Raw genomic sequence first — 24,188 nt, 5'->3', positions numbered from 1 at the left:
ACGGAGGGGCTCAATGATCACGCGACGGAATTTTACTGCGGGCGCGGCGACGCTGGTCGCAGCCGGCCACATCTCGACCCGCGCGCGGGCGGCGACGGTGAGCTGGGACATGTCGACGGTATGGCCCGACGGCAATTTCCACACCCAGAACGCGTTTGCTTTCGCGGAGGAAGTGAAGAAGCAGACCGGCGGTTCGGTCGCGATCACCGTAAAGGCCGGTGGCCAGCTCGGCTTCAAGGGCCCCGAGCATCTGCGCGCCGTGCGCGACGGCCTGGTGCCGCTCGCCGATGTCCTCAACATCCAGCAGGTCGGCGACGAGCCGTTCATGGGTGTCGAGAGCATTCCCTTCCTCTGCGGCTCCATGGACGAATTGAAGGTGCTGCACAAATATGTGCGGCCCGAATACGAGAAGGTCGCCGCGCGCAACAACCAGAAGATCCTCTACATCGTGCCGTGGCCGACGCAGTATCTGCACCTCAAGGTCAAGGTCGCCGATGTCGACGGGTTGAAGAACATCAAGATCCGCGTGCCCGACAAGAACGCCGTCGATATGCTGGCTGTTGTCGGTATGGCGCCGGTGATGATCCCCTGGGGCGAGACGATCCCCGCGCTGGCCTCCGGCGCGGTCTCGGGCGTCTCCACTTCGGCCGTATCGGGCGTCGACGGAAAATTCTGGGAATTCTTGAAGTACATCTATCCGACCAACCACGTCTGGTCGTCGCAGATGCTCACCGTCAATCTCGATTCCTGGAAGGCGCTATCGAGCGGTCAGCAGCAACAGGTCACCGCAATTGCCGAGAAGATGGAGCCGGGCTTCTGGGCGAACTCGCTCAAGGCGGACGTTGACAGCCTCAACCGGCTCAAGGAAGGCGGCATGGAGGTGGTGCCGGTCTCGGGGGCCATGATCACGGACATTCGCGCCAAGACCGCGCCGCAGCTTGACGCTTTCCTCAAGCGCGTGCCGGCGGCCGACAAGCCGGTGCGGGCCTATCTCGCTGAAATGAAGCGCTGAGGCCAGGTCATGGTCAGCGTTTCGCCCGCGGCTCCGCATAGTCTCAATGCAGCGGCGCCGGCGCCGCTGCGCATCCTGCTCGACGGCATCGACCGTCTTGGCCGGCTGGACGGCTGGATCGGTGGCGGCTGCCTCTTGATGCTGACGCTGCTGATGCTGTGCGAGGTCGCAACGCGCTTCCTCTCGAACTTCCTGCCGTTCTTTCCGCCCACGATCTCGATCGCGTGGGAGTATTCCTCCTATCTGATGGCCGCGTCCTTCACCTTCGGCGCCGCCATGACCCTGCGCGTCGGCGGCCATATCCGTGTCGTGCTGCTCCTGAAGAACGTCCCGGTCCTCTTTCAGCGCGCGATCGAAATCTTGTCGGCCGCCGCCGGCTTCGGCTTCATGGCTTTCCTGACATCGTCGATGGCGAAGTTCGCCTTCGGCGCCTATGTGCGCGGCCAGGTTTCGACCTCGAGCGACACCCCGCTGTGGTTTCCGGAGGCCGTCGTCACCTTCGGCATGCTGCTGCTGACCCTCCAGTTCCTGGCGCGCGCGATCCAGGCGGTGCTCGGCTTGCCGCTAGAGGATCACCGCATGAAGGCTTCGCCCGTCGAATGACCGCCTCGCTCGCAATCGGATTCAAGATCGCATGACCATCGAAGTTGTCAGCCTGTTCGTGATCCTGTTCGCGCTTCTGGCATGCGGCGTCTGGATCGGCCTGACGCTTGCGCTCACCGCGACGCTGTTGCTTGCGATGTTCCGCTCGATCCCGCTCGACAAGCTGCTGCCGCAATACGCCTGGAACATTTTGACGACGCAGGAACTGCTGGCGCTGCCGCTGTTCATCCTGATGGGCGAGCTGCTGTTTCGCACCCGCTTGTCACGTTCGCTGTTCCAGGGGCTGGCGCCGTGGGCGGGGCTTCTGCCGGGCCGGCTGCTGCATGTGAACGTGATCGGCTGCACCATTTTCGCTGCGATCTCCGGCTCGTCGGCGGCGACGACTCAGGTGATCGGCCGCATGTCGCTCAACGAGTTGCTGCGCCGTGGCTATTCGCGCGACATCGCGATCGGCTCGCTCGCCGGCGCCGGCACGCTTGGCTTTTTGATTCCGCCGTCCAACATCATGATCATCTATGGCGTGCTCGGCGACGTTTCGATCCTGAAACTGTTCACGGCGGGCGTGCTGCCCGGCCTGCTGCTGGCAGCCACCTTCATGGGGTGGGTCATGCTGCACACGACCCTCAACCCCGGCATGGTACCGGAGACCGAAGCCAAACTCTCGCAGGTGCGGTGGGGCGAGCGTTTTGCGGCGCTGAAGGATCTCGCGCCGGCGCTGTTCCTGATCGCCTGCGTGCTCGGCTCGATGTACGGCGGACTCGCGACGCCGTCGGAGGCCGCCGCGGTCGGCGTGCTTGGCGCCGCGCTGGTCGCCTGGGCGCAGGGCTCGATGTCGCAGCAGGTGATCCGCGACGTGCTGATCGGCTCGGTCGTGACCTGCTCGATGATCGCGCTGATCGTGCTCGGCGCCTCGATCCTCGGCAATGCGGCCGCCTTCCTCGGCATCCCGCAGGCGGTCGCCGCCTTCGTGAAGGGCCTTGGCCTGTCGCCCTTCATGCTGATCGTCGTGCTGATTATCTTCTACCTGATCCTCGGCTGCTTTCTCGACGGCTTCTCAATGATCGTGATGACGCTGCCGATCGTGCTGCCGATCGTGAAGGGCGCGGGCTTCGACGAGATCTGGTTCGGTGTCTTCCTCGTGCTCGCGGTCGAGATGGCGCAAATCACCCCGCCGGTGGGCTTCAACCTCTTCGTCATCCAGGGCCTGACTGAGGACGGCCTCGGCTACATCGCGCGCGTCACGATGCCCTATCTCCTCATCATGGTGGGCTTCGTGCTGCTGCTGACGCTCTGGCCCGGCATCGTCACGATCCTGCCAAGAGTGCTGTACGGATAAGTCCATCCTCGGGCACTGGCACCAGCGCGCAGCGGTTGCGTCATCCCGGTCGTGCTTGTCCGCGACGACGCCCTCCGGCGACAGCTTCGCGCTGTCCGGATAACCGCTTCAGTCTGAGAGTTGGGGGACGAAACGGTCAGCGCAGCTGACGCTTCAAGCGCGCGCTGCGCGTCAAATTCGCGCCGCGCGCGCATTCCATCTTTGCGCTCCCTATCATCCGGCGTACTCTATGAGAGCGAGCAGGAGTGCAACAGCAACCAGTCCAGTGAACGTAGCTCTTTTGGCGATGTCCGCCGAGAGAGCAAGAGCTGTTGGCAACTCATATGCGATGGAGAGAACCGACACATAGCGAGCTGCAAACATCCCTCGCGGCGCCGTCTGTAAGACGCAAGTTCAACAAACACAAAAGCGGGAGGAACGGATGAAGAAGCGTTGGTGTAAGTCTGCTCTACCTCTTGTTGCCGGCGCGACGCTGATCGTGTCGTCGGCGTTGGCCCAAAGCGTGGATACTGGGCGGATCGAGAGCGCCGGTCAGAACGATTGGCTGACCTATCACGGTTCGTACAAATCCTATCACTACAGCCCTCTGGCGCAGATCAATGCAAGCAACGTCGGCAATTTGAGCGTTGCCTGGCTCCATATTCCCGGACGCTCGACCCGTGGCCTGCAATCAATGCCGCTCGTGGCTGATGGCATACTCTACTACACTGGTTCTTACAGCCGGGTTTTCGCGCTTAACGGCGCGACGGGCGAGGTGATCTGGTCGCATTTTCCGGAACTGGACGAGACGCTGATCGCCCGCCAGACCCATTCTCCCTACAATCGCGGCGTCGCGCTCGGCGAGGGCAAGGTCTTCGTCGGTACCATGGATGGCAGGGCGCTTGGCCTGGATATGAAGTCGGGGAAAGTCCTCTGGGAAACTCGGCTGATCGACTCGCAGAAGCTCACAGTCGGTTTCACCGGTGCTCCGCTGTACGCGAAGGGTACGGTGATCATCGGAGCGCAAGGCGGTGAATGGCCGGGCCGCGGCCCGATCTTCGCCCTGGATGCCACCACCGGGAAGAAGAAGTGGGAGTTCCTGACGGTCGCCGGCACCGACGAGGCCATGAAGACGTGGGGCAACGAGTCCTGGCGAACGGGCGGGGGCGGCGGCTGGATGCCGGGCACTTACGACTCCGAGACCAACACCATCCTGTGGGGCACCGCAAACCCGGCGCCGCTCTACGATTGGTCGGGCGCCGATTACAAGACGCAAGGTGCGCGGCCCGGCGACAATCTCCATACGAGTTCAGTGATCGGTCTCGACATCGATACCGGTAAGCTGAAATTCTATCATCAGGAATTGCCGCACGACGCTTGGGACTTCGACAGCGCTGTCGGCGAGTTTGTGATGCTCGAACGCGATGGCCAGAAGTACGTGGTGCATCCGAACAAAGGCGGTTTCGTCTTCGTCTACGACCGCAATCTCGCCGTGAAGAATGTCTGGCGGCTCGTTGAGAACATCAATTTCGTCAAGGATATCGATCCGAAGACGGGTGCTCTGATCGGCCGTCGCGACTTCTCCGCGGGGAAAGTCACCGAACCGCCGCTGTGCCCGTTCATTGGTGGCGGGATCAGCTGGAACGCCGGCTCATACAACCCCAAGACGGGGCTCTACTACAAGATCGGCCAGGAATGGTGCATGACGCTCGACGTCCAGAAGACGACGCCGGTCACGGCGCCACAGGTCCAGCTCAACATCGGCGCCGATTTCAAGATGGCACCTCCTCCGGGCGGCGAGATTTATGGACATCTCGACGCGCGCGATCCCATCACCGGCGCCAAGAAGTGGGAGGTTCGTTATCCCGAGCCGCCGCTTGGGAGCGTGCTGTCGACCGCGGGCAATCTCGTGTTCGTGCCCGACTCCCGCGGCATCATTCATGCTTACGATGCTGAAACCGGGACCGAGCTGTGGAATCACAACAACGGCACCGGCCATCAGGGCGGCATCGTCAGCTATTCCGTCAACGGCAAGCAATACATTGCCGTGGCCGCAGGCTTTGGCGGCATGCTGGCAGACGAGTACGCGCCAAACTTCGGCGGCGTCTACAAGAGCATGCCGCGTGACGACGGGGCGCTCGTCGTCTTCAGCCTGAAATAGGTCATCGCAAATTGCCGGGGAGCAGGCGCAAGCTTGCTTCCCGTGTATTGAAGTTGCGGGCGCGCTTCAGGACATGGAGCTGGTTACCTTGAAATTGCATTTGAAGAAGATCACCGCGCTGCTATTGGCGGTGCTGGGCGCCTCGTCGCTCTGTGCCGCACCGGTTCACGCGCAGTCTGCCACCCCTGCACCCGACAACGGGGCGTTCGACGTCGAGCAGTTGTTCGCGGGGACTTGTGGCTTTTGTCACTCCGACGGCGGCCGGGCCGCCGGCAAGGGACCGCAGTTGATGAATTCGCCACGCGATGACGATTTTCTGCGCAGCCGCATCAAGAGCGGCAAGTCTGGCGCGATGCCGGCATTCGGCGGGGCTTTCACCGATGCGCAGATCGACCAGATCGTCAAATATATCCGCGCCCTGAAGCCGCGCGACGGTTGAATCGCCGAGGCCCGATCCATCGATACGAGAACGCGGAATGAAGTCAATTCTCCCGCTTATGGTCGGCGCCATCATCGGACTGTTGGGTCCGGCGCAGGCGCGAACCCTGGACGCGATCCGCTCGTCCGGCGCGCTCGGGTTATGCGCCCATCCCAACTCGCTTCCCTTCGCGAGCAAGGCCGTCGATCCTCCCGGCTTTCAGGTTGAATTGGGCCAGGCGCTGGCACGCGAACTCGGCGTCTCGCTCCGGCTCGACTGGATCATCACCCAGTACCAGCTGCGGAGCGCCGGCTGCGACATTCTTCTGGATGTGATCGCCGACCACTCGGCGCAAGGCGAAACCCGCTTGAGGATCTCAAAACCGTATTATCGCACGGGAGTCGCACTCGCCGTGCCGTCATCCAGCGCGCTCGCTTCGTTCCAGGGCCTCAATGAGCATACCAAGGTGGGGGTGCAGGTCGGATCCGTCGCAGCCATGATCATCGGTCAACGGCACGTGCCTACGTCGACCTTCGGCTTCGAGAGCGACAGCCTCGACGCCCTGTTGAACCATGAGATCGATGCCGCTGCGGTTACACCCACAGCGGCGAGCTATTTCAATCTGACGCATCCAGGCAAGGCACTCCGCATTCTGGATCGCGACGAGAGCGTGGCCGATCTCAACTGGAACGTTGCCGTCGGTATGGTCCGTCCGGATGATGCGTTGCGCGAAGCCATCGATGGAGCGCTTGAACGGTTGCGAAACGACGGAACGATCGATCGGATATACGGCCGCTACGGGGTCGTACTGCAAGCGCCGAGATAGCTACGGGTGCCAGGTCGGGAGCAGACGCGATATATTCGCAAGCATCGCGGCGGGTGCCGCCCCGGCCGAGGTAGCCGGGGCGATCTCTCACTGGTTCATTCCGAGTGTTACTACGCCGCCGCCTTCTTCCGCGCCTGCTCGGCCTTGTACAGCTCGAACTCCTCCGCGATCGCGCGTGCGACCGACGGCCGCTGGCGCAGGCGCTCGTAATAGGCCTTAACGTTCGGCCATTTGGCGAGCTCGATCGGCGGCGTCGCCATAGTCCAGTTGATGACCGTGACCAGATAGGCGTCGGCGACGCTGAAATGGTCGAGCAGGAAGTCGCGCCCCTTCAGGTAATTGTCGAGATAGTCCAGCCGCGATAGGTTCTTCTCCAGCGCATAGGCTTTCGTCTCCTGCGGCGCCTTGCGGTCGAGCACCGGGATGAACAGGCCCTTGTGCAGCTCGGTGCCGATGAAGCAGAGCCATTGATGCAGCCGCGTGCGATCGATGCCCGCTGCGGCGCCGAGGCCCGATTGCGGGAAGCGGTCGGCGATATATTGCAGGATGGCCGCGTTCTCGGTCAGCACCACACCCTCGTCGGTACGCAGCGTCGGCACCAGGCCGATCGGGTTCACGGTACGGAAGTCAGTGCCATCGCTCAGCACTTTCTTGGTCGGCGGATCGACTTCGAGATAATTCGCCTCGGCGCCGGCTTCATACAGCGCGACGCGGGTCGCCATCGAACAGGCGAGCGGCGAGAAATAAAGATCCATCTTGAGCCTCCTTGGGCAATTCCCTGTGGTGTTTGCTCAACCTGGCCAGATTGATTTTTGTACCATCTTGCATATTATATTCGCGGTCAAGGATTAATTTGCGAAATGGTACAAAAATCGAAGCCGCCAGCTGCCGCCAGTGAACCCAAACGCCGGGGCCGTCCGCGCGCCTATGAGCCCGACGTCGCGCTTGGCAAAGCGCTCGACCTGTTCCGTACGCAGGGTTTCGCTGCGACCTCGCTCGACGATCTCAGCGAAGCCACCGGCATGAATCGCCCGAGCCTCTACGGTGCCTTCGGCGACAAGCGCGAGCTCTACATCAAGAGCTACCAGCGTTACCGCGAGGAGGCGCGCGCATCGATGGTGGAGATCTTTCGCCAGGAGATGCCCGTGCGCCTGCGGCTGGAGCGCATCTTCGCTTCCGCGCTGAACATCTATCTTTCCGGCGAAACCGGCCCGCGTGGCTGCTTCACCGTGGTCACGGCGGCCTCCGAAGCGGTCGGCGATCCTGATATCCGCGCCATGGTGCTCGACGGGCTTAACGAGCTCGACAAGGCATTTGCGAGTTGCTTTCGCCGCGCCAAGGAGAAGGGCGAACTGCCCGAGAGCGCCAATCCCGTCGTGCTGGCACAGATCGCATCCGCAACCGTACACTCAATCGCGATCCGCTCCCGCGCGCGGGTATCGCGGAAAGAGCTGGAGGCGATCGTGAACGGGGCGATCGACGTGATGATCGGAGCTAAAAGTTGAGCCGCCGCCGGGACGACAGTGAGATATCGCGTCTACGCCGCGCGAATATGCGCGAGAAAACGATCCACTTCGTCCCGCAGCCGCTGCGATTGTTTTGACAGCTCGATCGCCGAGCCCAGCACTTCCTCAGCCGCAGTTCCCGTCGCGGCGATGCCGGCAGTGACGCCTGCGATGTTTTGCGACACCTCGCCGGTGCGGGCCGCTGCCTGCTGGACGTTCTGCGCGATTTCCTGCGTCGCCGTGCCCTGCTGGTCGACGGCCGCGGCAATCGCGGCGGAGATCTCGTCGACCTCCTGGATCGTCGCGCAGATCGACTGGATGCCTTCCACTGCGCCGGTGGTCTCTCCTTGTACCGCCGTCACCTGCGCGCCGATCTCCTCGGTCGCCTTGGCGGTCTGGGTTGCCAGCGCCTTCACTTCGGAGGCGACCACCGCAAAGCCGCGGCCGGCTTCGCCCGCGCGCGCCGCCTCGATCGTGGCGTTCAGCGCCAGCAGATTGGTCTGTCCTGCAATGCCGTTGATGAAGGAGACGACGTCACCGATTTTTTGCGCGGCGTCTGCCAGGCTCTGCACGCGCTCATTCGACCGCCTTCCGTCGCTCGCAGCTTTGCCGACCACGGCGGTCGCGTGCGCAAGGCGTCGGCTGATCTCACTCATCGACGACGACAGCTCTTCCGCGGCGGCAGCAACTGTCTGCACATTCTCGGAGGCGAGCGCCGATGCCGACGACACCGTGCCGGTCTGCTGCCGCGATTGCTCGACGATGGCCGACATCGAGCGCGCCGTGTGCTCCATCTCGACCGCGGACGAGGAGACCGTGGTGACGACGTCGCGAATGCTGGCCTCGAAATTGTCGGCGAGCGCGGCGAAGGTACGCCGTTTCTCCGCTTCGGATTGCGCCTTGGCCTCGAGCTGGTCCGTCTGGAGCTGGTTGAAGCTCATCGCGTTGTCGCGGAACACTGCGACCGCCTTCACCATCGCGCCGACCTCGTCATTCGCTTTGCTGACGGGGATGGCGACGTCCAGGTGTCCGGCTGCCAGCTCGCGCATCACGCTCGTGATGGAGATGATCGGACGCGAGATGCTGCGGGCGATGAGACAGCCGACGATCACGGCGAGCACGAGCCCGAACGCGGCGATGCCGAATGCCAGCAGCCAGGCACGGTCGGCGGAGGCCACATAGTCGGCATTGTCCATCACCAGCTCGACCGCGCCGAGCGGCTTGCCGGAAAAATCCCTGATCGGTCCGAGCAGCGCGGCCACCGGCGTGGTGTCGAGCTTGGCCTGGCGTACCGTGAAGTCGCCGCCGGCAGCGCGGCTGTAATCGGCCGCGTCGAAGAAGCTCTTGCCGTTTAGCGTGCCGCCGAACAGCTTGAAGCTGCCGCCGTCCGCGAGATGGAAGGCGATGTCGACATGGCGGTTGCTCTTGAAGTCGTCCAGGAAGGACTGGCCGAAGGTCAGGCCAAACTCCACTGAACCGAGATGCTTGCCGCCTTGCGCGATCGGCACGACGCCGCGGATGCCGAGCCCGGCCACGCCGCCCTCGAGGCCGACCACGACCTTGTGCTCCTGGTTGGCGATGATCACGGTTTTGCGGAAGCCCGAGAGGTCGTCGCCGAATTTAGCAGGCTGGTGCACGCGCAGGAGCGAGGTCGCGGGCGCCACGTGGAACTGGAACTGCTCGACGCCGTACTCCGACTTGGTCGCGGCAAACACCGGCCCGAACAGGCCGATTAAAGCGTTGCGATCCTGTCTGGCCATGGCGTCCTGCGTCGCTGGCATCGCGGCCACGACGGCGCTCATGGCGGCGGCGCGCTGGGATTCCTCGGCAATTCGCGACTGGAGCGCGTCGTAGTGACTGCGAAGCTCGCGCTGGTCGGCCCGGTCGATGATGCCGGAAATGATCCACATCGCCCCGAGCACGGCGAACAGGGCGGTCGCCGCCGCGGTCACCGCCAGCGCAACCGTGATCCGCATCCTGAGGCCGAGGCTCGCCCGCACGTCCGACTCGTTCGTTGAGCGCTGATTAACAACGCCTATCAACTTCCCGCTAAGAGAGGGTGAACGGGATATCGGCGGAGGATCAGGGATCTTACGGCGCGGGTGGCACGTGAGGTCTTAATACCCCCGCGCCCGGTCCACCACGTTCTCCAGCACACCACCCGCCTCGAACCGCGCGATCTGCTCGGCGACATAGGCCGAGATCGCGTCTGCGTCGGTGTCGGCGGCGTTGTGCGGCGTCAGCAGCACCTTGGGATGGGTCCAGAACCTGCTGTCCTTCGGCTGCGGCTCCTGCACAAAGACGTCGAGCGAGGCGGCGCCCAGTGTGCCGTCGTCGAGGCAGGCCAGGATATCGGCCTCGTTCTGCAGGCCGCCGCGGCCGGCATTGATCAGTACGGGCGCGCCGAGCGGGCTTTTGCGGTCGAGCTTGGTGAAGACGTCGCGGTTGAGGATGCCGTTTGTTTCAGGCGTTAGCGGCAACAGGCTGACGAGGATATCGGTCGTACGCAGGAACGGTTCGATCTGCTCGGCGCCATGGAAGCATTCAACGCCCTCGATCCTGCGCGGGCTGCGGCTCCAGCCGGCGACGCGGAAGCCAAGCCGCCGCAGCACGTCGGCCGCGTCAGTGCCGAGCGTGCCCAGTCCCATCACACCGACTGTGACGGCGCTGGCCGGCCATTGATATGTCGGCTCCCAGCGCTTTTCGTGCTGCGACTCGCGCAGATAAAGATCCTGGCGGTGGTGCATTAGCACGTGCTGCACGACGTATTCGGTCATGCGGCCGGTCAGATCAGGCACGGCCACGCGCACCAACGGCACGTTCGGCAGGCTCTTGTCCGCCATCAGTGCATCGACGCCGGCGCCGAGATTGAAGATCGCCCGCAGATTGGGGAATGAGCTGAGATCACCCGGCACCGGCTTCCACACCGCGGCATAGTGCACCTCGGCCGGATCGAGCCCGGCATCGGGCAGCAGCACCACGCGGCGCCCGCCGCAGACCGCGTCGAACCGGGCCTTCCAGCGCTCCGGCAGCCAGTTCTGCTGCGTGCTGTTGATCAGGACGGCCAGTATGCCCACGGTCATTCGAAGTGCCTCACAAGGTTCCGCTTTTGGTGCCTCTCCTTGGCACGATCTGCCGGATTTTTCTTGCAGTTTTTTTCCGCAGCCATGTCGGGGCGGGGCATAGTGGATCGTCTTCAAAACAAGCGTTCAGAGAAGGTGCTGCCCATGCTTTATGCGATCCTTTGCTATCACGACGAGGACTTCGTCGGCTCCTGGAGCAAGGACCAGGACGAGGCCGTGATGAAGAAGCTCGCCGTGGTGCAGGAAGATCTCGCGAAGCAGGGCAGGCTCGGCCCCGTGGCGCGGCTGCTGCCGACCACTGCGGCAGCGACATTGCGCAAGGAAGATCCGCCGTTGGTGCTCGACGGCCCCTATGCGGAGACCAAGGAGCAGTTGCTCGGCTTCTACATCGTCGATTGCAAGAACCTCGACGAGGCTCTCGATGTTGCGCGCGACCTCGGATCGGCGAATCCCGGCGGCGCCTATGAGGTGCGTCCGGTCGGCGTGTTCAGGCCCGGAGGGAATCTGACGTGAGCGAGGCCGATACCGCCTGGATCGAGACCGCGCTGACCTCGGCGCGCCCCCAGGCGGTCGGCGCGCTGCTGCGCTATTTCCGCGATCTCGACACCGCCGAGGAGGCCTTCCAGAACGCCTGCCTGCGCGCGCTCAAGACCTGGCCGCAGAACGGACCGCCGCGCGTTCCCTCGGCCTGGCTGATCATGGTTGGCCGCAACGTTGCCATCGACGAGGTGCGCCGTACCCGGAAGCAGCAGCCGCTGCCGGAGGACGACCAAGCGATCTCCGATCTCGACGACGCCGAGGGCGCGCTCGCCGAGCGGCTCGACGGCTCGCACTATCGCGACGACATTTTGCGGCTGATGTTCATCTGCTGCCATCCAGGGCTGCCGGCGACGCAGCAGATCGCGCTGGCGCTCCGTATCGTCTCCGGTCTCACGGTGAAGCAGATCGCACGCGCCTTCCTGGTGTCGGACGCGGCGATGGAGCAGCGCATCACGCGCGCCAAGGCGAAGGTCGCCGAAGCCGGGACGCCGTTCGAAACGCCGGGCGCGGTCGAGCGCTCCGAGCGGCTCGCCGGTGTCGCCGCGATGATCTATTTGATCTTCAACGAGGGCTATTCGGCGAGCGGCGACACCGCCGAAATCAGAAAGCCGCTGTGCGAGGAGGCGATCCGGCTGGCGCGGCTGCTGCTGCGGCTGTTCCAGAGCGAGCCGGAGATCATGGGGCTCACGGCACTTATCCTGTTGCAGCATGCGCGCAGTGCTTCGCGCTTTGCCGCGGACGGCTCGCTGATCCTGCTGGACGACCAGGACCGTTCGCTGTGGAACCGCACCTTGATCGCGGAAGGCCTCGCGCTGATCGACAAGGCGATGCGCCATCGTCGCAGCGGGCCCTACCAGATCCAGGCCGCGATCGCCGCGCTGCATGCCCGCGCATCGGCGCCGGAGGAGACTGACTGGGCCCAGATCGACCTGCTCTATGGTGCGCTGGAGGTGGTGCAACCCTCACCGGTGGTGACACTCAATCGCGCGGTCGCGGTTTCCAAGGTGCGCGGACCGCAAGCCGCGCTCGACCTGATCGAGCCGCTGGCGCCAAAGCTCGCCAATTATTTCCATTTCTTCGGCGTGCGCGGCGCCTTCCTGATGCAGCTCGGCCGCAATGACGAAGCCCGCATCGCCTTCGACCGCGCCATCGCCCTCGCCAACACGTCCGCAGAAGCCGCCCACATCCGCATGCATCTCGATCGCCTGATCCGGGACAGCCAGCCGAAGGGCGCCAATGGCGGCGCCAGGCAGGGTGCGAAGGTCACGTAGGGAGCAACCCCATCTCTCGCCGTCATGCCGGGCTTGTCCCGGGCACCCACGTCCTTCCGATCGGCCCCGAGAACGTGGATGGCCGGGACATAGGCGAGCGGAAGCGACGCCGTCCTTTGGACTGCTATGCCCGGCCATGACGGTCGTCCAAATTATTGTTTCCGAATTGTCGGCCCCGGCCATCCCCCTTCGTCCTTAGCGAGCATCCAAGGAGTTCTTTATGCTGAAAGCCATTGCCGTCATCGCCGTCCTGCTCGCGGCCGGAATCGTTGGCGTCCTCGTCTTCGCCCTGACGAAGCCCGACACGTTCCGGGTCGAGCGCAGCCTCGCCGTGAAAGCGCCGGCCAATGCGATCTATCCGCAGGTCGCCGATTTCCATCGCTGGACGGCCTGGTCACCCTACGAGAACCGCGATCCTGCCATGAAGCGGACGTTTGGCGGCACCGCGCAAGGCAAGGGCGCGACCTATGCCTGGGACGGCGACAATAATGTCGGCGCCGGCCATATGGAGATCCTCGAGGCGAATGCGTCGTCAAAACTTCGCATCAAGCTGGATTTCGAGCGCCCCTTCGAAGGCCACAACACCGCCGAGTTCACGTTTGTGCCGCAAGGCGATGCCACAATGGTCACATGGGCGATGTCTGGTCCGGCCCCCTTCATGTCCAAGCTGATGCAGGTGTTCATGAACATGGACAGCATGATCGGCAAGGATTTCGAGGCCGGCCTTGCCAGCCTCAAGAAGCTCACGGAGAAATAACGCCGTCCTCGTCGAAGGAACGGTCAAGCAACGGCTCAAGCAAACGAAGAGGAGAGAAACATGCTCAATGCCTATCTGTTCTATCAGGACACCTGCGAAGCGGCGTTCAACTATTACGCCAAGGTCCTCGGCGGCAAGGTCGACGCCATGATGCGTGCATCGGATGCGCCGGCGGACATGGCCGCCGCGCCCGGCCGGGAGAAGACGATCATGCATGCGCGGATGTCGCTGCCCGACGGCAGCGTGTTGATGGCCTCCGATGCACCGGGCGAGCAATTTCACAAGCCGCAGGGCTTTTCGATCTCGTTCACGGTCGCGGACCCTGCGGAGGGTGAGCGCAAGTTCAACGCGCTCGCCGATGGCGGCAGCGTTACCATGCCCTACGGCAAGACGTTCTGGGCCAAGGGCTTTGGCATGTGCGTCGACAAGTTCGGCATTCCCTGGATGGTGAACTGCCCGGCCAATGGAATGTGACAGGCGCGACAGCCTGATGCGCCAAGCGGCGATCCCCTCTTCCTGTCGATGCGGGAGAGGGGACACGCACAAGGACGCCACGTCATATGCAGATCGGCCGCGTGCCCTCTCAGCGGATCGATCCGGTCACGTCGTTGCCCGGTGGTGAGGACGACGGAACGCAGCGAGGGCAGATCACGAGCTTGGTGCCGAGCTGCCTGTCATTCTCCGCTTCGATTTCGTCACGGATGGCCCACCACGCCGCGGAGTACGGGTGCAAGGTACCGAGCACTCTTTCCCGCTCCTGATTCGGATCGCTCTGTGCGGGAGCTTGGTTCGCCACACGACGCCTTGTAGCAGAGGGGCGGTTCGGATCCTGACCGAGGCCGTCCCATGCGATCGGGCGGCGTTCCTGCGCAGGCGCGACAGCGCATCCCATCAGCGTTATGCAAAAAGTGAGCAAGACAAAGCCGTGTCGCATCATGCCGGACCCTCGGTGTCATACGCGACACGCTAGCTCCGCATGCGGAAACTCGCGTCACGCCGCTAAAATGGAACCTAAGGGAAACGTGTGGCCCGCATGGCCGAATAAGGACTTTTGCTCTCGCACCACATTGCGAGGGCAGTGAGGCCACTTCGTGAAATGACGCGGACTGCATCGCACAACAACTGGCGCAATATTAGGCTGTAACTCCGTGACAGAATCGCTAATTATTGCTTCATAAAAAGCTACAAATTGGGGCGGGCGGACTTGGAAGGGGAGCGACCGATGGCGACGGCGCTACAGATCAACTTTGCACTCTGGGGTATGCTCATCTGCGCGACCATGGAACTGACGCAGATGATCCAGAGGTTTTACTAGACCTCACGAAGCGCCTGACCGGCGGAATTTTGCCGACGCGGTTGTCCGCTAGCTCACGAGCAAGGCGATGAGCGTGAAGCTGACGCCCGCGATCAGCAGGACAGCGGCGGATTTAACCTGGTCACACCTTTCGCGGCCGCATCATCCTCACCGGCAGCGCGGATAGATCGCGGCGAGGTCGCGGCCCTTCAACAAAAGCAATCTGGACGAGAGACCGCCGCGGCGGCTGATCCAGTCGCGCACCGGGCCGGGATAGGCGGCAAGCACCACGTCGGATGCTTCCGGCTCGGCATAGAAGCGCCCGCGCCGGTCGGCCGAGCGCGCCGCATGGAAGCCGAGCACGGCGCGTCGGGTGACGCAAATGCGCTCGCCCGGAACGATGCTCAGCACCAGCGTGCATGCAGACAGGCAGGGACCGTCGATCACCACGCGCTCGCCGCTCTCTCGCACCTTCTCGAACAAATCGAGGAACGGCCCGACCTGTCCGCCTGGCGACTGGATGATGCGGATTTCGGCCACGGCGGGCGCGGACGCGAGCAGCGCGGATGCGAGCATCAAGGCCTTGAGGGAGATGACGTGTCGCATGGCACTCTCCGAACTCTTCCCGTGCCTACCCGTTCCTCCGCTCGCCGCGCAGCGTCGGCAGGCCGATACCCGCCGCATCGAAGCCGCCATCGACGGCCAAAATTTGGCCGGTGATGTAGCTCGATCGTTCCGAGCACAGAAAGTAGACCGCTTCGGCGAGTTCCTCTTCCAGGCCGTAGCGGTTGAGCGGGATGGCGTCGTGATAGTCGGCGCGGATCTCCCTGGTGTGCACCTGCTTCGCCATCGCGGTGTCGACCGGCCCCGGCGCGACCGCGTTGACGCGGATGCCGAGCGAGGCGAGTTCGACCGCGAGCTGCTTGGTGAGATGCGCGAGGCCCGCCTTGCTGGTGCCGTAGGCCGAGCGCAGCGTCGAGGCGCGCACCGCCGAGATCGAGGTGATGTTGACGATGGCCCCGCCATTACCATCGCGCATCAGTGGCACCGCCGCCTTGGTGCAGAGAAACGGACCGGTGAGGTTGATCTCGAGCACCCGCCGCCAATCGGTCTCCGACGTCTCCATCAGCGGTGCGAACACGGCAATGCCGGCATTGTTGACGAGCGCGTCGAGCCGGCCGAACCGCCGTTCGATCGTCGTCATCGCGGCGGCGACAGAGACTGCGTCCGAGACATCGCAGGTCAGCGCCAGCGTGGCCTCGTCCTGGCCGATCTCGGCGACCGCGCGGCCGAGCAGCTCGCCCTCGATGTCGAGCAGCGCCACGCGCCAGCCCTCAACCAGGAATTTTTTCGCGGTCGCAAGCCCGATGCCGCGCGCGGCTCCGGTGACGAGGGCAAGTTTTTGCGGAGTTTGCGGCATTTGCTAATCTGTCCTGTGTCCGAAAGTTCGGTCGCGCGCGAGCGCCCGCTCCTTTTACTTCGCTTTCGTCCCGGCAAGAAAGGGCCTCTGTTCATGCCCATCGATCCCAGTGCGATCCCGCTCGAGGAATGGCGGCCAGGTGTGACGACTCGGATGCTGACATCCGCGCGCAACGGCGCCACTGCGCTCTGCATCTTCGAGCAATGGGTCGCGCCCGGCGCCGGGGCGCCGACGCACAGTCATCCGGTCGAGGAGGTGCTGGCCGTGCGTGCGGGCGAGGCCGATATGTGGATCGAGGCCGAGCGCGTCACGGTGACGGCCGGCCAATCGCTGCTGGTTCCCGCCGGCCGCAAGCACGGTTTTCGTAATTCGGGCACGACCGCGCTACACGTCCATGCCGTGCTGGCCTCGCCGGTCTTCGAGGCGCTGCCGGAGGGAGCGAGCGAGGCGACGCGGCGATGGACGGCGGACTAGGACGATTTTGCCGCAGGGAATCGGGGTGCGATGTCGGCAGGCCTGCGCGCGGTTCGTCTTCCATCGGAGCTTCAAATGATTTGAGGAGGAGCGACCGTGCCCGAGCATCACGAGCACCTGATTCGAAGTCTGTTCGCCGCCTATCTCGCCAACGACCGGCAACAAGTCAGCGCCGTGCTAGCCGACGAGTTCCGCTTCACCAGCCCGTTCGACGACGACCTCGACAAGGCTGCCTACTTCGAGCGCTGCTGGAAGGACACCGGCTGGATCGCGCGGCACGACATCGAGCGGATTTTCGTCCGGGGCGACGAGGCCTTCGTCACCTATCTCTGCCTGGCGACAGATGGCAGGAGCTTTCGGAACACGGAGTTCTTCACCTTCGCCGGTGGCAAGGTCCGCCGCATCGAAGTCTATTTCGGCGCCGCCCGGCAGGATGGTCGTTTCCTGCCGCAGCCGCGCTAGCGGCCAGCGCAATTACCTCCGGAATAATTTTCGTCACCCTGTCGGTTCGATAAAAGCTCGTTCGTCTTGGAAGTGAGCGCAAAGCAAGGAACCTCCATGCGATTCATGATGCTGATGATCCCGCTCGGCTACGAGACTGCTCCGCCCGATGTCCAACTCGATCCCGAACGCGTTACCGCGATGATGCGCTACAACGAGGCGCTAAAGGACGCCGGCGTACTGATCACGCTCGACGGCCTGCATCCGCCGTCGATGGGCGCGCGCGTCTCCTTTGCGACCGGTGAGCCTGTTGTGACCGACGGGCCTTTCACCGAGGCCAAGGAAGTTCTGGGCGGCTACTGGATGATCGAAGTCGCCTCGCGTGCCGAGGCGATCGCCTGGGCCAAGAAGTGTCCGGCCTCGGCCAACGAAATCATCGAAATCCGGCAGGTGCAGGAGATGAGCGACTTTCCGCCCGACGTGCAGGAGGCCGCCGCCGGTTTCGCCGATCTGAAGAAGCGATAGGGGCCTCGCCCGCGGGCAATGCACTGCCTTTCTAACCCATCAACCTGAGGAGATACCCATGAGCACCGAACATAAATTCCTCGCCGTCTATCTCGGCAGCAAGACCGGCCCAAAAATGACGGCCTGGCAAGCGCTGCCCGAGGCCGAACGGAAGGCGAAGGAGCAGGAGGGCATGGCCGCCTGGCACGGCTGGGTCGAGAAGCATAAGGCCGTCATCGTCGAGATGGGTGGCCCGCTCGGCAAGACCCGGAAGATCGATGCCAACGGAATCACCGAGGTGAGCAATGCGCTGACCGGCTTCACGGTGGTGCGCGCCGCCTCGCAAGAGGACGCGGCAAAACTGTTCGAGAACCACCCGCACTTTGCGATCTTCCCGGGCGAGGCCATCGAGGTCATGCCGGTGCTGCCGATCCCCGGCCGCTAGGTCACGGACGACCGTGAGAGTACGGGGTTAATCACGACCCGCTTCCTGCTAGTGACCTTCACGCCCGGCTCATGTAAAGCTCGTTCACATGAGCTGGCGCAAGGAGACGCGCCGCGCCGAGCGCGGCTATCACCACGGCAATCTGAAGGAAGCCCTGTTACAGGCCGCCCTCGGGTTGATCGCCGAGAAGGGCGCGGCCGGCTTCACCTTCGCCGATGCAGCACGCATGGCCGGCGTCAGCGCGGCGGCGCCCTACCGGCATTTCCGCGACCGCGAGGAACTACTGTCCTCGATCGCGCAGCGCGGCTTCGAGCAGTTCGAGGCGCGCCTGACCGCGGCCTGGGACGACGGACGGCCCGATACGGTCACGGCGTTCGAGCGCGTCGGCAGGGCCTATCTCGCCTTCGCCCGCGAGGAGCCCGCGTTCTACAACGCGATGTTCGAATCCGGCGTGCCGGTGGATGTCAATCCGGCGCTGCAGGCCGCCAGCGAGCGCGCTTTCAACGTCATTCGTGCCGCGGCCGAGCGGCTTGCCGCACTCGCACCGCCTGGCACGCCCCGTCCGCCGGCGATGATGATGGCGCTGCACATCTGGTCGATGGCGCACGGCGTGGCCTCGCTGTTCTCCCGCGGCGACGCTGCGCGGCGCAAACTGCCGATGTCGCCGGATGAGCTGCTCGAAGCCGAGGTGTTGATCTATCTGCGCGGTCTCGGCTTCCCCACCGACCGCCGTCCTCCGGCGAAAAGCGCCGAGCCGCCGCCAGTGCCGCCTGAGGCATCCTCCGGATCCGGCGTGCCGCCCGGCGGTCCCTGGGGCAAGCCGAAATAAAGTTGCGCAAATAATTTGGCCGCCCTGTCTGGCGGTCGACTTGACAAAATCGCGGGATGATCTAGCTATGTAAATGTTATTTACATTCACAACGGCGCTGATGCCGTGACGGAGATGGAAATGGCCTACACAGCTGATGTCAATCGATGGCGCGGCCCGTCGGACCAACAGCAACAATACGAGCGTCCTCGCATGCTTGAGACGCCCTGGCATCCCGGCTGGATTGCCGTGACGATCCTCGGCTTCATCATCTGGTGGCCGATCGGACTTGCCCTTCTCTTTTTCACACTCGGGAGCAGAAGAATGTCGTGCTGGAGCAATCAGGACCGCTGGCAGAACAAGATGGAGCGGATGCAGTACAAGATGGACCGCATGCGCGGCCGCATGGAGCGCCGCGGCTTCGGCTTCGGCTTCGGCCCGCCCTCGAGCGGCAACCGCGCCTTCGACGAGTACCGCACCGAGACACTGCAGCGGCTGGAGGAGGAGCAGGTCGAGTTCAAGAACTTCCTCGACCGTCTGCGTCACGCCAAGGACAAGGAAGAGTTCGACCAGTTCATGTCCCAGCACAAGACGCGCCCGACCCCGCCGCCGACCGACCAGCAGCAAGGCTGATCTCGGGCAAGGTTGATCTCGGGCAGGGTTGATCTTGGACTGACGCCTCTCAAAGCCTTCAGGCGCAAGCCCCCAAAGTCCTGATGGCCCCGAGCCGCCCGCTTGCGCAACCCGCAGGCGGGCGGTTTGGTTTTGGGGAATGCACGGCTGGCAGCCGCGACGTCTGGAGCGCCTTGGTCTGGACTGCCTTGGTCAGCGCACCGTGGCGAGTTGCGCGCGCAGCGACTCCAGGAAGTGTTCGTAGGCGGAGTCCACGATCTCGTTGAGTGATCGCGTTCGCGCGAACATCGCCCTCGCCTCGGCGAGAAACTCGTCGCGGGTCGGAATCTTTGGCAAATGCAGATGCGTCAGCGCATCGACGCCATCATGGGCGCGATTCAGGATGTCGTGCAGCGTTGGCAGCTGCAACTGGGCAAAATCGGGCCGGCGTAGCGCCGACGAGATCGCGTGCGCCAGAGTCTGCGCATCGAACCGTCCGGCAAGCTCGCGGGCCGCCCGATGGATGACCCGCGCGCCGAGCGGCTGCTCGTTGCGCAGCACCTGTTCGGGCGGCGTCTTCATGTTCCAGACGACGCCGAACCAGGACAGCACCTTCAGGATGTAATAGGTCACGTCGATTTCCCACCAGCGAAAACCTTGTCGCACGCTGCTCTGGTAGGCGTGGTGATTGTTGTGCCAGCCCTCACCGAGGGTGAACAGCGCCAGCAGCCAGTTGTTGCGGGAATCATCGCCGGTCACGTACCGCTTGCGTCCATGCACATGGGCGAGGGAGTTGATGCAGAACGTCGCGTGATAGACCAGCACGGTGCTCCACAGGAAGCCGACGACGAGGCCGGACCATCCGGCAACCAGGAAGCAGAGCCCCGCCAGCGTAACGGCCGGCAGGAGTTCCAGCCGATGCAGCCACATCAGTTCCGGATAGGCGGCGAAATCGCCGACCTTCACGAGGTCGGTCCCATCGTGCTCCCGGTAAAAAATCCAGCCGAGATGACTGTAGAGGAAGCCCCGGTGACGCGGCGAATGCACGTCGTCTTCGGTGTCGGAATGGAGATGATGGTGTCGATGCTTGGCCGCCCACCACAAAACGCTTTTCTGCGCGGTGCTTTGGGCGAGCCAGGCCAGGACGAACTGAAACACCCGGCCAGTCGCAAAAGCCCGATGGGAGAAATAGCGGTGATAGCCTGCTCCGATGGCAAACATGCGCACGACATACAATGACGCGCAGATCGCGAGGGCCTGCCAGGTGACGCCTGACCAGATGGCCGCAAAGCAGCCGAGATGGACCAGCAGGAACGGCAGGGCGGACGGATACATGATGTCGTCGTGATGGTCGTCGGCGGGGGCGTTGGGCGACATGTATTAGCGTGACCTTGGATAACGGGATTTCGGGATTCGCTTCGGCAGCACTGAAAGCCGCCGCGTACCACAAACCCGGGGATGGCGGACCACCGCGGGGTCCTGAACGAGATGCTCGGGCAACCCTGCCCAAGGCCGCAGTACGCGGCAAGGCCAACCTGAGGCCAAGACTTCGGCCGCGAACTCAACCGACTATATGAGTGCGGTTGTCTGGCATGCAAGCTCGTAGCCTCACGGGGAGCGTGGTGCGCGGGCTGCGGATGGCCTATATCCGGCAGCAAGAAAGACGCGTCAAAACACCGCAGGCGGTAACGATGGCGGAAGCGGCGATCATGACGAGCGAGAACCTTTGGCAGGAGATCCGCGCCGAGGCGCAGCGCGCAGCAGCCGCGGACCCCGTGTTCGGCAGGGCTCTTGTCGGCCTCATCCTCGCACATGACGATTTTACCGCCGCCTTGGCCGACCTGATCGGGCGCCGGCTTGGCGGTCGCGCCATCGAACGTGAGCGCTTCGCGACATTTTCCCGCGACGCCTTTCGCAGGCACCCGGATCTGATCGAGGCGGCTGGCCGCGACTTGCAGGCCATCGTGCGCAGCGATCCCGCCATCGCCGGCTTGCTGCCGCCGCTGCTGCATTTCAAAGGCTACGTCGCGCTGCAAGCCTGGCGCGTCTCGAACTGGCTCTGGCATCATGACCATCGAGACGCGGCGCTGCTGTTTCAGAACGAGGCCTCGAACGTCCTGCAGGTCAGCATTCATCCGACAGCGAGCGTCGGATCGTCGGTGTATCTCGACCACGCCACCGGCATCGTGATCGGTGCCAACGTGGTGATCGGCGACGGGACCACCATCCTTCAGAACGTCAGCATCGGCCGCAACGGTGAACTGCCGACGCGCTCGCCGCGCATTGGTCGCGGCGTGTTCATCGGCTCCGGCGCGACAATTCTCGGCGACGTCAGGATCGGCGATTTTGCAAAGATCGGTGCCGGCACGGTCGTGACATCGGACGTGCCCGGCGGCTGCACCGCAATCGGCAATCCCGCGCGGTTGACCAATTGTCCCGAGCCAGCGTCGGCGGCCTGACTCGCCCTCACGTCATCAGGCGACGTGCCCGTCGTTCAGGCCGCACGGCGGTGGCTCTCGCCGCCATGATGCGGGGTGACCGGCTCCGAACTGGTCTGGCCCGGCGCGTCCAGCACCGCGACATGATGCCGGTAGACCATTTCCCAGCCCTTCCATCCCGTGAACAGGAGGATGCCGACCACGATCAGAGAGAGCGCCACGCCCCACGGCTTGATCGCGGCCTCCGCGCCTTGCGCGTAGCGGAGGCAGAAATTGATCACGCCCAGCACGACCGCCGCGAGATTGCCGGCCATGTGATACCAGGCATCGTTGAGGCGGCGGATACGAGGCTCGCTGAGGAAGTCGGTAAAGCCCGCCACGGCGGCAACGAGCGCCATGACGATGCCGGCGCCGAGTAGCCAGATCGCGGCCCTGGCCCAGAAGCCGTCACCGGTTCCGATGAAGGCGAGATCGGCGATAGGCGCGCCGACCAGGAAGGCGACGGGGAACGGGATGATCATAGGGTGGAGCGGATGATCGCCGATGGCGGCGGTCGTCTTTGGGTTGATGCTCATGGCAAAACCTCGCGAGAAGTGATGCTCGGGACAATTTTGCGGGCGAGGGCTGGTTCCTCCGACGCAGCGCAGGCTCCGCTCTTCACGGGCATCTCGACGCCCTATGGGCGTTGCGGTGCGTAGCGACACGGAACTTTCCCGGCGCCGCCCAACCCTCTGCGCGGCCTCCCTTTCCCGCAGCCAAATTCGCCATCGGTAACCCGGCATTAACCATCGCCGGGCTCTGGTAATTGCGGACAATCGCGCCCGAGGCCCGACGTCAGGACCTTGGTCAGGACCTTGGGCCCATGGCCCATAGTTTTGACATCTTGGCAGGGAATGCAGGCGGCCGGCTTTGGACGAGCCCTGCACCCCAGAAAGATATGGCTTTGAGCGGGCTTGCCGGCCGCGCCGATCTAGCGCGGCTATTGGGGAGCCGGCGGCCATTTGCTGGCCGGGACATTAGGTAATGATCGCCTTGAGAGGATACTGCTTATGAATCCGGCCGACGTGGCTCAGTCAGCCCTTCCGGTTGCCGCTTCCGCGGACGTGTCGCTGATCGCGCTGTTCTGGCAGGCTCACTGGATCGTGAAAGGGGTCATGCTGGGACTTCTGTCCTGCTCGGTCTGGGTCTGGGCAATCGCCATCGACAAGATCTTCCTGTTTGCCCGCACGCGCCGCTCGATGGACCGTTTCGAGCAGGCCTTCTGGTCCGGCGAGTCGATCGAGGACCTCTATCGCACGCTCTCGGCCAAGCCGACCCATTCCATGGCGGCCTGCTTCGTCGCGGCGATGCGCGAGTGGAAGCGTTCGTTCGAGAGCCAGGCGCGCTCGGTCGCGGGGCTTCAGGTGCGCATCGACAAGGTCATGAACGTCTCGATCTCGCGCGAGATCGAGCGGCTGGAGCGCCGGTTGCTGGTGCTCGCGACCGTCGGCTCGGCCGGCCCCTTCGTCGGCCTGTTCGGCACGGTCTGGGGCATCATGTCGAGCTTCCAGTCGATCGCGGCGTCGAAAAATACCTCCCTGGCGGTGGTGGCTCCCGGTATCGCGGAGGCGCTGTTTGCGACCGCCGTCGGCCTTATCGCCGCCATTCCTGCCACTATTTTCTACAATAAGTTCACTTCCGAGGTGAACCGGCAGGCCCAGCGGCTCGAGGGCTTCGCCGACGAGTTTTCAGCCATCCTGTCGCGCCAGATCGACGAGCGGGGCTGACGGACGGCATGTATAGTGTGAAGGGCAATTTGGGCACCAGATCATGGGCATGAACGCAGCCAGTTCGTCCGGAGGCGGCGGCCGTCGCAGCCGGCGCAAGCCGGTCATGGCCGAGATCAACGTCACGCCGATGGTCGACGTGATGCTGGTGCTGCTCATCATTTTCATGGTGTCGGCGCCGCTGCTGACCGTTGGCGTGCCGCTCGACCTGCCGCAGACCCAGGCCAAGAGCCTCGAGACCAGCGACCAGAAGCCGATCCAGATGTCGGTCGACATCAACGGCAAGGTGTTCATCAACGACGCCGAGATCGCGATCAACGAACTGGTGCCGAAGCTGAAGGCGATCACGGACGCGCGCGGCGGGCTCGAGGAGCGCATCTATCTGCGCGCCGACAAGAAGGCTGATTACGGCACGGTGGCCAGGGTCATGGGCCTGTTGTCCGGTGCAGGCTTCAAGAAGCTGGCCCTCGTCACGGAAGCGGATCAGGGGTAAGC

28 protein-coding genes are annotated in these 24,188 nt (G+C 63.9%); 20 read left to right on the top strand and 8 right to left on the bottom strand.

The annotated features are described in order from the left end of the window. Positions 1 to 13: 13 nt before the first annotated feature. The 6 genes from ABIB06_RS05245 to ABIB06_RS05220 all read left to right on the top strand — a co-directional run bounded on the left by ABIB06_RS05245 (position 14) and on the right by ABIB06_RS05220 (position 6,335). Complete coding sequence (locus tag ABIB06_RS05245) at positions 14 to 1,012, top strand: TRAP transporter substrate-binding protein (RefSeq protein ID WP_354068605.1); 999 nt, start codon at positions 14 to 16, stop codon at positions 1,010 to 1,012. Between the two features lie 9 nt (positions 1,013 to 1,021). Then, positions 1,022 to 1,615, top strand: a complete 594-nt coding sequence (locus ABIB06_RS05240; RefSeq protein WP_354044870.1) for a TRAP transporter small permease subunit — start codon at positions 1,022 to 1,024, stop codon at positions 1,613 to 1,615. Between the two features lie 31 nt (positions 1,616 to 1,646). Continuing rightward, positions 1,647 to 2,951, top strand: a complete 1,305-nt coding sequence (locus ABIB06_RS05235; protein WP_354044872.1) for a TRAP transporter large permease — start codon at positions 1,647 to 1,649, stop codon at positions 2,949 to 2,951. A 421-nt stretch (positions 2,952 to 3,372) separates the two neighbouring features. After that, positions 3,373 to 5,091, top strand: a complete 1,719-nt coding sequence (locus ABIB06_RS05230) for a pyrroloquinoline quinone-dependent dehydrogenase (protein ID WP_247342953.1) — start codon at positions 3,373 to 3,375, stop codon at positions 5,089 to 5,091. Positions 5,092 to 5,179: 88 nt separating this feature from the next. Next, entirely contained in the window at positions 5,180 to 5,530 is a 351-nt protein-coding gene (locus ABIB06_RS05225; RefSeq protein ID WP_354044874.1) for a c-type cytochrome, read from the top strand. Between the two features lie 37 nt (positions 5,531 to 5,567). After that, complete coding sequence (locus ABIB06_RS05220) at positions 5,568 to 6,335, top strand: substrate-binding periplasmic protein (protein WP_247342959.1); 768 nt, start codon at positions 5,568 to 5,570, stop codon at positions 6,333 to 6,335. A 110-nt stretch (positions 6,336 to 6,445) separates the two neighbouring features. Here ABIB06_RS05220 and ABIB06_RS05215 read toward each other — a convergent pair whose 3' ends face one another. Further along, positions 6,446 to 7,090 carry a glutathione binding-like protein gene (locus ABIB06_RS05215; protein WP_354044876.1) on the bottom strand — a complete coding sequence of 215 codons (645 nt, stop codon included), beginning with the start codon at positions 7,088 to 7,090 and terminating at the stop codon, positions 6,446 to 6,448. Between the two features lie 105 nt (positions 7,091 to 7,195). Between ABIB06_RS05215 and ABIB06_RS05210 the strand changes: the two genes are divergently transcribed. After that, positions 7,196 to 7,840, top strand: coding sequence for a TetR/AcrR family transcriptional regulator (locus ABIB06_RS05210; protein ID WP_247342966.1), 645 nt, complete (start codon positions 7,196 to 7,198; stop codon positions 7,838 to 7,840). 32 nt (positions 7,841 to 7,872) lie between these two features. Here ABIB06_RS05210 and ABIB06_RS05205 read toward each other — a convergent pair whose 3' ends face one another. Beyond that, the gene (locus ABIB06_RS05205; protein WP_354068603.1) at positions 7,873 to 9,840 is read right to left on the bottom strand and encodes a methyl-accepting chemotaxis protein; all 1,968 of its coding nucleotides are present in this window, start codon (positions 9,838 to 9,840) and stop codon (positions 7,873 to 7,875) included. 117 nt (positions 9,841 to 9,957) lie between these two features. After that, positions 9,958 to 10,923 carry a 2-hydroxyacid dehydrogenase gene (locus ABIB06_RS05200; RefSeq protein WP_354044880.1) on the bottom strand — a complete coding sequence of 322 codons (966 nt, stop codon included), beginning with the start codon at positions 10,921 to 10,923 and terminating at the stop codon, positions 9,958 to 9,960. A gap of 144 nt (positions 10,924 to 11,067) precedes the next feature. On the opposite strand from ABIB06_RS05200, the gene ABIB06_RS05195 reads away from it, so the two are divergent. From ABIB06_RS05195 to ABIB06_RS05180, 4 genes are all read left to right on the top strand, one after another. Beyond that, complete coding sequence (locus ABIB06_RS05195; RefSeq protein ID WP_211394665.1) at positions 11,068 to 11,436, top strand: YciI family protein; 369 nt, start codon at positions 11,068 to 11,070, stop codon at positions 11,434 to 11,436. Further along, on the top strand, positions 11,433 to 12,734 hold the full coding sequence (locus ABIB06_RS05190) for an RNA polymerase sigma factor (RefSeq protein ID WP_354068601.1): 1,302 nt from the start codon (positions 11,433 to 11,435) through the stop codon (positions 12,732 to 12,734). Before ABIB06_RS05195 ends, ABIB06_RS05190 begins: the two co-directional genes overlap by 4 nt. Positions 12,735 to 12,954: 220 nt before the next feature. After that, complete coding sequence (locus ABIB06_RS05185; protein ID WP_247447476.1) at positions 12,955 to 13,491, top strand: SRPBCC family protein; 537 nt, start codon at positions 12,955 to 12,957, stop codon at positions 13,489 to 13,491. A 60-nt stretch (positions 13,492 to 13,551) separates the two neighbouring features. Further along, positions 13,552 to 13,965, top strand: a complete 414-nt coding sequence (locus ABIB06_RS05180) for a VOC family protein (protein WP_354044884.1) — start codon at positions 13,552 to 13,554, stop codon at positions 13,963 to 13,965. A gap of 109 nt (positions 13,966 to 14,074) precedes the next feature. Here ABIB06_RS05180 and ABIB06_RS05175 read toward each other — a convergent pair whose 3' ends face one another. The 3 genes from ABIB06_RS05175 to ABIB06_RS05165 form a co-directional block, all read right to left on the bottom strand. After that, positions 14,075 to 14,428 (bottom strand): hypothetical protein, encoded by a 354-nt coding sequence (locus ABIB06_RS05175; protein WP_354044886.1) that lies wholly within the window; start codon positions 14,426 to 14,428, stop codon positions 14,075 to 14,077. A gap of 525 nt (positions 14,429 to 14,953) precedes the next feature. Then, entirely contained in the window at positions 14,954 to 15,391 is a 438-nt protein-coding gene (locus ABIB06_RS05170) for a hypothetical protein (protein WP_247342984.1), read from the bottom strand. Positions 15,392 to 15,416: 25 nt separating this feature from the next. Further along, complete coding sequence (locus ABIB06_RS05165; RefSeq protein WP_354044888.1) at positions 15,417 to 16,205, bottom strand: SDR family NAD(P)-dependent oxidoreductase; 789 nt, start codon at positions 16,203 to 16,205, stop codon at positions 15,417 to 15,419. Between the two features lie 93 nt (positions 16,206 to 16,298). Here ABIB06_RS05165 and ABIB06_RS05160 point away from each other — a divergent pair, with 93 nt between their 5' ends. The 6 genes from ABIB06_RS05160 (at position 16,299) to ABIB06_RS05135 (ending at position 19,510) form a co-directional block, all read left to right on the top strand. Beyond that, positions 16,299 to 16,679: a cupin domain-containing protein gene (locus tag ABIB06_RS05160; RefSeq protein ID WP_247342989.1), complete on the top strand. Its 381-nt coding sequence runs from the start codon at positions 16,299 to 16,301 to the stop codon at positions 16,677 to 16,679. 96 nt (positions 16,680 to 16,775) lie between these two features. Further along, a complete protein-coding gene (locus ABIB06_RS05155; protein ID WP_354044891.1) occupies positions 16,776 to 17,141 on the top strand; it encodes a nuclear transport factor 2 family protein in 366 nt (121 codons plus the stop codon). A 96-nt stretch (positions 17,142 to 17,237) separates the two neighbouring features. Continuing rightward, entirely contained in the window at positions 17,238 to 17,645 is a 408-nt protein-coding gene (locus tag ABIB06_RS05150) for a YciI family protein (RefSeq protein WP_354044892.1), read from the top strand. A gap of 58 nt (positions 17,646 to 17,703) precedes the next feature. Then, entirely contained in the window at positions 17,704 to 18,069 is a 366-nt protein-coding gene (locus tag ABIB06_RS05145) for a hypothetical protein (RefSeq protein WP_354044894.1), read from the top strand. Positions 18,070 to 18,157: 88 nt separating this feature from the next. Continuing rightward, a complete protein-coding gene (locus tag ABIB06_RS05140) occupies positions 18,158 to 18,898 on the top strand; it encodes a TetR/AcrR family transcriptional regulator (RefSeq protein ID WP_354044895.1) in 741 nt (246 codons plus the stop codon). A gap of 120 nt (positions 18,899 to 19,018) precedes the next feature. Next, positions 19,019 to 19,510: a DUF2852 domain-containing protein gene (locus ABIB06_RS05135; RefSeq protein WP_247343004.1), complete on the top strand. Its 492-nt coding sequence runs from the start codon at positions 19,019 to 19,021 to the stop codon at positions 19,508 to 19,510. Between the two features lie 192 nt (positions 19,511 to 19,702). On the opposite strand, the gene ABIB06_RS05130 is transcribed toward ABIB06_RS05135, so the two are convergent. Beyond that, the gene (locus tag ABIB06_RS05130) at positions 19,703 to 20,866 is read right to left on the bottom strand and encodes an acyl-CoA desaturase (protein ID WP_354044897.1); all 1,164 of its coding nucleotides are present in this window, start codon (positions 20,864 to 20,866) and stop codon (positions 19,703 to 19,705) included. A 314-nt stretch (positions 20,867 to 21,180) separates the two neighbouring features. Here ABIB06_RS05130 and ABIB06_RS05125 point away from each other — a divergent pair, with 314 nt between their 5' ends. Then, positions 21,181 to 21,948, top strand: coding sequence for a serine acetyltransferase domain-containing protein (locus tag ABIB06_RS05125; RefSeq protein WP_354068630.1), 768 nt, complete (start codon positions 21,181 to 21,183; stop codon positions 21,946 to 21,948). A 35-nt stretch (positions 21,949 to 21,983) separates the two neighbouring features. Here ABIB06_RS05125 and ABIB06_RS05120 read toward each other — a convergent pair whose 3' ends face one another. After that, entirely contained in the window at positions 21,984 to 22,502 is a 519-nt protein-coding gene (locus ABIB06_RS05120) for a DUF2231 domain-containing protein (RefSeq protein WP_354044899.1), read from the bottom strand. Positions 22,503 to 22,976: 474 nt separating this feature from the next. Between ABIB06_RS05120 and tolQ the strand changes: the two genes are divergently transcribed. Beyond that, on the top strand, positions 22,977 to 23,693 hold the full coding sequence (gene tolQ / locus ABIB06_RS05115) for a protein TolQ (RefSeq protein WP_354044901.1): 717 nt from the start codon (positions 22,977 to 22,979) through the stop codon (positions 23,691 to 23,693). Between the two features lie 43 nt (positions 23,694 to 23,736). Then, entirely contained in the window at positions 23,737 to 24,186 is a 450-nt protein-coding gene (gene tolR, locus ABIB06_RS05110) for a protein TolR (RefSeq protein ID WP_354044903.1), read from the top strand. Positions 24,187 to 24,188: the final 2 nt, after the last annotated feature.

Origin of the sequence: Bradyrhizobium sp. LB8.2, assembly GCF_040548035.1 — a bacterium.
Lineage (GTDB): Bacteria > Pseudomonadota > Alphaproteobacteria > Rhizobiales > Xanthobacteraceae > Bradyrhizobium.
Note: the sequence above shows the minus strand (reverse complement) of the source record. Positions and strands in the feature narration are given on the sequence as shown.

Excerpts from the sequence above, each read along its gene's own strand:
- ABIB06_RS05245 (WP_354068605.1), top strand. The coding sequence starts at position 14 with ATGATCACGCGACGGAATTTTACTGCGGGCGCGGCGACGCTGGTCGCA.
- ABIB06_RS05240 (WP_354044870.1), top strand. The coding sequence starts at position 1,022 with ATGGTCAGCGTTTCGCCCGCGGCTCCGCATAGTCTCAATGCAGCGGCG.
- ABIB06_RS05235 (WP_354044872.1), top strand. The coding sequence starts at position 1,647 with ATGACCATCGAAGTTGTCAGCCTGTTCGTGATCCTGTTCGCGCTTCTG.
- ABIB06_RS05230 (WP_247342953.1), top strand. The coding sequence starts at position 3,373 with ATGAAGAAGCGTTGGTGTAAGTCTGCTCTACCTCTTGTTGCCGGCGCG.
- ABIB06_RS05220 (WP_247342959.1), top strand. The coding sequence starts at position 5,568 with ATGAAGTCAATTCTCCCGCTTATGGTCGGCGCCATCATCGGACTGTTG.
- ABIB06_RS05215 (WP_354044876.1), bottom strand. The coding sequence starts at position 7,090 with ATGGATCTTTATTTCTCGCCGCTCGCCTGTTCGATGGCGACCCGCGTC.
- ABIB06_RS05210 (WP_247342966.1), top strand. The coding sequence starts at position 7,196 with ATGGTACAAAAATCGAAGCCGCCAGCTGCCGCCAGTGAACCCAAACGC.
- ABIB06_RS05200 (WP_354044880.1), bottom strand. The coding sequence starts at position 10,923 with ATGACCGTGGGCATACTGGCCGTCCTGATCAACAGCACGCAGCAGAAC.
- ABIB06_RS05195 (WP_211394665.1), top strand. The coding sequence starts at position 11,068 with ATGCTTTATGCGATCCTTTGCTATCACGACGAGGACTTCGTCGGCTCC.
- ABIB06_RS05185 (WP_247447476.1), top strand. The coding sequence starts at position 12,955 with ATGCTGAAAGCCATTGCCGTCATCGCCGTCCTGCTCGCGGCCGGAATC.
- ABIB06_RS05180 (WP_354044884.1), top strand. The coding sequence starts at position 13,552 with ATGCTCAATGCCTATCTGTTCTATCAGGACACCTGCGAAGCGGCGTTC.
- ABIB06_RS05175 (WP_354044886.1), bottom strand. The coding sequence starts at position 14,428 with ATGATGCGACACGGCTTTGTCTTGCTCACTTTTTGCATAACGCTGATG.
- ABIB06_RS05170 (WP_247342984.1), bottom strand. The coding sequence starts at position 15,391 with ATGCGACACGTCATCTCCCTCAAGGCCTTGATGCTCGCATCCGCGCTG.
- ABIB06_RS05165 (WP_354044888.1), bottom strand. The coding sequence starts at position 16,205 with ATGCCGCAAACTCCGCAAAAACTTGCCCTCGTCACCGGAGCCGCGCGC.
- ABIB06_RS05160 (WP_247342989.1), top strand. The coding sequence starts at position 16,299 with ATGCCCATCGATCCCAGTGCGATCCCGCTCGAGGAATGGCGGCCAGGT.
- ABIB06_RS05150 (WP_354044892.1), top strand. The coding sequence starts at position 17,238 with ATGCGATTCATGATGCTGATGATCCCGCTCGGCTACGAGACTGCTCCG.
- ABIB06_RS05145 (WP_354044894.1), top strand. The coding sequence starts at position 17,704 with ATGAGCACCGAACATAAATTCCTCGCCGTCTATCTCGGCAGCAAGACC.
- ABIB06_RS05140 (WP_354044895.1), top strand. The coding sequence starts at position 18,158 with ATGAGCTGGCGCAAGGAGACGCGCCGCGCCGAGCGCGGCTATCACCAC.
- ABIB06_RS05135 (WP_247343004.1), top strand. The coding sequence starts at position 19,019 with ATGGCCTACACAGCTGATGTCAATCGATGGCGCGGCCCGTCGGACCAA.
- ABIB06_RS05130 (WP_354044897.1), bottom strand. The coding sequence starts at position 20,866 with ATGTCGCCCAACGCCCCCGCCGACGACCATCACGACGACATCATGTAT.
- ABIB06_RS05125 (WP_354068630.1), top strand. The coding sequence starts at position 21,181 with ATGGCGGAAGCGGCGATCATGACGAGCGAGAACCTTTGGCAGGAGATC.
- ABIB06_RS05120 (WP_354044899.1), bottom strand. The coding sequence starts at position 22,502 with ATGAGCATCAACCCAAAGACGACCGCCGCCATCGGCGATCATCCGCTC.
- tolQ (WP_354044901.1), top strand. The coding sequence starts at position 22,977 with ATGAATCCGGCCGACGTGGCTCAGTCAGCCCTTCCGGTTGCCGCTTCC.
- tolR (WP_354044903.1), top strand. The coding sequence starts at position 23,737 with ATGGGCATGAACGCAGCCAGTTCGTCCGGAGGCGGCGGCCGTCGCAGC.